This is a genomic window from Aquirufa sp., assembly GCF_044342065.1.
Lineage (GTDB): Bacteria > Bacteroidota > Bacteroidia > Cytophagales > Spirosomataceae > Aquirufa.
Genome location: NZ_JBIIQN010000054.1, coordinates 1 through 4,992, shown reverse-complemented (window position 1 = coordinate 4,992; position 4,992 = coordinate 1). Strand labels below are relative to the sequence as shown.

General features: G+C 45.7%; 6 protein-coding genes. 5 read left to right on the top strand and 1 reads right to left on the bottom strand.

Annotation, left to right across the window (positions count from 1 at the left end; translation table 11 throughout):
• Positions 1–110: 110 nt before the first annotated feature.
• The 3 genes from ACIQZ2_RS11540 (at position 111) to ACIQZ2_RS11530 (ending at position 2,344) form a co-directional block, all read left to right on the top strand.
• Positions 111–1,526 (top strand): B12-binding domain-containing radical SAM protein, encoded by a 1,416-nt coding sequence (locus ACIQZ2_RS11540; RefSeq protein ID WP_395769004.1) that lies wholly within the window; start codon positions 111–113, stop codon positions 1,524–1,526.
• A gap of 113 nt (positions 1,527–1,639) precedes the next feature.
• Positions 1,640–1,765 carry a hypothetical protein gene (locus ACIQZ2_RS11535; RefSeq protein WP_395769003.1) on the top strand — a complete coding sequence of 42 codons (126 nt, stop codon included), beginning with the start codon at positions 1,640–1,642 and terminating at the stop codon, positions 1,763–1,765.
• Between the two features lie 30 nt (positions 1,766–1,795).
• Positions 1,796–2,344: a hypothetical protein gene (locus ACIQZ2_RS11530; RefSeq protein ID WP_395769002.1), complete on the top strand. Its 549-nt coding sequence runs from the start codon at positions 1,796–1,798 to the stop codon at positions 2,342–2,344.
• Here ACIQZ2_RS11530 and ACIQZ2_RS11525 read toward each other — a convergent pair.
• Entirely contained in the window at positions 2,341–2,724 is a 384-nt protein-coding gene (locus ACIQZ2_RS11525; RefSeq protein WP_395769001.1) for a DUF1810 domain-containing protein, read from the bottom strand. The genes ACIQZ2_RS11530 and ACIQZ2_RS11525 overlap by 4 nt on opposite strands.
• Before the next feature lie 176 nt (positions 2,725–2,900).
• On the opposite strand from ACIQZ2_RS11525, the gene ACIQZ2_RS11520 reads away from it, so the two are divergent.
• Both ACIQZ2_RS11520 and ACIQZ2_RS11515 read left to right on the top strand, forming a co-directional pair.
• Positions 2,901–4,211, top strand: a complete 1,311-nt coding sequence (locus ACIQZ2_RS11520; protein WP_395769000.1) for a flavin-containing monooxygenase — start codon at positions 2,901–2,903, stop codon at positions 4,209–4,211.
• Positions 4,208–4,912 carry an alpha/beta hydrolase gene (locus ACIQZ2_RS11515; RefSeq protein WP_395768999.1) on the top strand — a complete coding sequence of 235 codons (705 nt, stop codon included), beginning with the start codon at positions 4,208–4,210 and terminating at the stop codon, positions 4,910–4,912. Before ACIQZ2_RS11520 ends, ACIQZ2_RS11515 begins: the two co-directional genes overlap by 4 nt.
• The last annotated feature ends 80 nt before the right edge of the window (positions 4,913–4,992 follow it).

Genomic DNA, 4,992 nt, shown 5'->3' with positions numbered 1-4,992 from the left:
TCCCGTGAAATTTATACAGTGCTTTACGTTGTGGGCAATGGATCAAAAAACACCATCCGCAGATTAAAGTCGCTTTTGGCGGAGGGTATGCGAATACCGAATTACGTTCTTTGCAAGAGCCCCGCGTGTTTGATTTTGTCGACTTCATCACGCTAGATGATGGGGAAACGCCCTTGATAAACCTATTGGAACATCTGAATGGCGAGCGGGAATTGCAGGATTTGAAACGAACTTTTTGCCGCATTGATGGAACGGTCACTTACCTGAATGGGTCAAAGGATTCGGATGTCAAGCAAAAAGATGTGGGCATTCCGGATTACTCGGATTTGCTGTTAGATAGGTATTTATCGGTCATTGAGATCGCGAACCCGATGCATCGTTTGTGGAGTGATGGGCGCTGGAACAAATTGACCCTGGCCCATGGCTGTTATTGGGGCAAATGCACGTTTTGTGACATCTCATTATCCTACATTAAAGACTATGAAGCTACGACGGCACCGCTATTGGTGGATCGCATCGAAGCGATGATTGCCCAAACCGGCAATAATGGCTTTCATTTTGTGGATGAAGCCGCACCACCAGCTTTGATGCGCGATGTGGCGCTGGAAATCATCCGACGGGGTTTGACGGTGGTTTGGTGGACGAATATTCGATTTGAGAAAAGTTTTACCAAGGATTTATGCCAATTATTGATGCGCTCAGGCTGTATCGCCGTTTCGGGAGGATTGGAAGTGGCTTCGGATCGACTGCTAACCTTGATAGATAAAGGGGTGACCGTGGCCCAGGTGGCTCAGGTAGCTGATCATTTTACGCAAGCGGGGATTTTGGTCCATGCGTATTTGATGTATGGATTCCCTACGCAGACAGCGCAAGAGACGGTAGACTCGTTGGAAGTTGTGCGCCAACTCGTTGAAAACGGGGTGATTCATTCCGGTTTTTGGCATCAATTTGCCTTGACGGCACATAGTCCAGTAGGGCTAAATCCAGATGCTTATCACATAGAGATATTGAACCCAGAACCTGGGAGTTTTGCGAATAACGATTTGGAGCATGCGGATCCTACGGGGGCGGATCATGCGCTGTTTAGTGAGGGGCTTAAGAAATCCTTGTTTAATTACATGCATGGCATCGGTTTGGACATGCCACTGCAGGAATGGTTTGAATTCAAAATTCCGCGGACGCAGCTGCCAAAGAATTACATTGCTCGGATGTTAACGGTGAAGGAAGAAAGATTTCCCAAGCCAAACGACAAAATTTGTTGGCTTGGTCCCGCTCCCACTTACACCAAAGCCACCAAAACCTTGTCATTTAGTCTAGGCCGTGAGGAAGTGGAATTGGAAGCCACGGGGAAGATGGGCGCTTGGCTGGAATATATCTTACCAAAATTATCCATGGGTACAGAGAAAACGGGGACCTTCCAGGAATTCGAAAAGAAATTTTCGCAGGCGGGACTGGGAGATTTCAAGGGTTTTTGGGAGGGAGAATTGGTGGAGGAATTGCGGGAAATGGGCTTGTTGGTGGTGTAGGAATTTATCAATTCCCTGTTAGAAAATGCCGCTTCTCAGCACTACCTTTGGCAAACCTATGACAGGATTGCCAAAGGTAAGGTGGAAACAAATTCAAATAATTTTCCGTACTTGTGTCCTTAAACCCTGACACCATGGCTAAAGGCATGAATTCCAAGAAGGCGGAGAAGAAGGAACCCGCAAAAACTCCGAAGGAGAAAAAATTAGAGAAAAAAGACAAAAAACCAGGCTATCTATAGATTGCTTGGTTTTTTTATGTTTAAACAACCATGATGAAACAGTTCCTTTTTGCTATCCTTACAAGCCTTTTGGTCACATCTTGTACCCTGCCTGCGTATTTCGTTCGTGAGTATACCTATTTGCCGGAGGGCTTAAATAAGAAGGAATTTCGCAAGGCGGTAGCAGATAAAAACGCGGAGATTCGTAGCGAAGATGGTTATGTGAAATTATACGATTTGGTACCTGTCGATCGCTCTATTCGCAGAAAACTGTATTTGGAGGAATGGCTTTTTTCAGATTCGTATGCCTTGCCGAGAGACTCGAGTTTAATCCGTGCGAATTTAATTCGATTGAGTTCAATCAAAGACCGAGATTGGGTTTGGCCCTCCGTATATCCACAAATGTATGGTAATTCACTCAATCCGAATTATTGGACTGCTTGGATGGACAAAACTAAGCAACAAGCCATTCGAGATAGCATCGACATGGCAACAAATCCCATTCTGAAGGTGAGTAAATTTAAGTTGGACCCCAAATTCTACAGCATTTACAAACAGGCCATGCGGATCAAAAAGTTTAATTCAAAGAAGAACCGCTAAGCATAAAAGCGTTTCAAAACTCCCTCAAACACAGGATCTGCCCAAGCTAAAGAAGCAAAAAGTTCCATGCAGGATTTGAGCTTGAGCGCATCGGTAGCTCCTAAAATATCTTCAATGGGTTTTCCCGCATGAGTCAATAAAGCTATTGAAATTTCAATCAATCGTGGTCCTAATTGGGGGTGAGCCAAATATGCCTCCGCCTCTGCCCTCCCGCTGATTCCGTAAAAAGTCGAATTATACGAAGTTCCCAAACCTTTCATCTGTGGGAAAACATACCACATCCAATGACTAGTTTTCTCGCCGGCTTTTATTTCAATGAGCGCCTGTGAATAGGCGCTTTCCTGCGCGATGACAAATCGATTTAGGTTATAGGTATCCATAGGGTGATTATCAGTTTTTGCTACTTAAAAGTGAAATATCGGCACTACCTTTGGCAAACCTATGACAGGATTGCCAAAGGTAAAAGAGAAAGCTTGATTTTATCTTAAAGCACAAATTTGTCGAATACCAAGATTATTTTGTCATTTTGCTATATTTGAGAAACAAATCAAGATAAATGACCAACGTTTGTGTAATCGGTGCAGGGCCCTCAGGAATTACGGCTGTTAAAAATTTAGTAGATCAGGGGCTCGACGTCAGCTGCTATGATTTCAATAACCAGGTAGGGGGTAATTGGGTCTACAATGAAAAGGTAGGCCATTCGAGTGTCTTTGAAACGACGCACATCATTTCTTCCAAAACCCTGTCGCAATACGCTGATTTCACCTTCGATGATTTCGAAAAAGGCATACCGGATTACCCTTCGCACGACCAATTACGGCGCTACTTTCAAGGCTATGTGGCACATTTCCAACTGGAAAAATACATACAGTTTAATACTTTGGTAAAATCATGCCAACTGGACTCGAATGGAAACTGGACCGTTGTGACGGAACACGAGGGCCAAAGCAAAACAGAAACATTCACACATTTGGTGGTCTGCAATGGACATCACTGGTTACCCCGCATGCCTTCGTATCCGGGTGAATTCACAGGCCAATTCATGCATTCACATGATTTCAAGAAGTCGGAACCCTTTCGCGGCCAACGCATCTTGGTGATCGGCGGAGGAAATTCTGCCTGCGACGTGGCGGTAGAAACGAGTCGGGTAAGCCAAAAGACTAGTATCAGTTGGCGTCGCGGCTACCGCATCGTACCCAAATTTTTGTTTGGCAAACCGAGTGACGTCGTAGCCTCTACGATGGCTTTTTTACCCACCAAATTGAAGTTTTTCTTATCCGAATTGACTGTGAAGATCTTTTTGGGACCCAATAAAAATTACGGACTACCGGAACCCGAACATGCGATTACGGGCACACACCCCACAATCAATGATGAATTGTTGTACAAACTGCGGCATGGGAAGGTATTTCCAAAACCCGACATCGATCATTTTGATGGGAAGGTGGTGCATTTCAAAGATGGCACACAGGAGGAATTTGATGTCGTTATAGCCTGCACGGGCTATGTTTTGGAGCATCCTTTCTTTGAGAAAAGCTTCTTGAATTATAGTGAGGGCGATGTGCCCTTGTATTTGAAGATGCTGCATGAAAAATACGAAAACTTGTTTTTTGTGGGCATGTTCCAGCCTTTGGGATGCATTTGGCCGGGAGCGGAATTGCAGAGTAAAATCGTGGCGCGGGCGATCAAGGGGCTTTGGGAAAGACCGAAGAACATCGCAGAATTATGCCAACGAGAAGTTACCCATCCGCATTTGAATCAGATCAAAACGCCGCGGCATACGATCACGGTCGACTTTCATTTATTCGTGAATCAGTTGAAGAAGCATTTGCCCAAAAACTACGTGAGTAAGACGCCCGTCGCATGAAAGAAACCCTCGTTTTTGTGCATGGCATGAGTCACGGCGCCTGGTGCTGGGAGGAGCAATTCATCCCGTATTTTGAGGCCAAAGGCTATACCTGTTTGGCGATTAACCTGCCCGGACATGCGCAAGAAGGAAGTTCAAAGGCGATTAGGTATTCTTTGGCCGACTATGTTCAAGCACTCAAAAAGCTTGTGGATGACTTGCCCGAGGCCCCCATCCTGATTGGCCATTCCATGGGAGGGATGATTGTGCAGCGCTATTTAAAAATGGGTAAGGCCAAAAAGGCCATCTTGCTCGCTTCTGTTCCACCGAGCGGGGTGTTGCGGCCAAGCTTGCGGACCCTTTTCCGCTTTCCGGGGGCTATCCCATATTTGCTGCAGGGAAACCTCTTAAAAGCCTTTAAAAAATACAGCCAACTCTTTTTCAACGAAAATCCTTTGGCGGAAGTCTACAAACCCAAACTCTGCGCCGAATCCTTTCGTGCTTATTTAGGGCTCTTTATCCCGGTGACGCATCGGATCAATTGCCCGGTGTTGGTCATTGGTGGATCTGCCGATGGACTCATCAGCGTGGATGAATTCCAACAAACCGCCAAACATTACCAGGCGCCGATTGAAATCATGGAAGGTGGATCGCATGATTTGATGTTGGATGAAGGATGTGAGAAGACGGCGGCGGTGATGGAGGGGTGGATAGCTAGCTAAGGTCCTTACTTTTGAATTGCTGCAAAATCTTATAAGGTTCCGCAAAATTCCCCTGGGTGTCAAGTATTCCCGCCCCAACA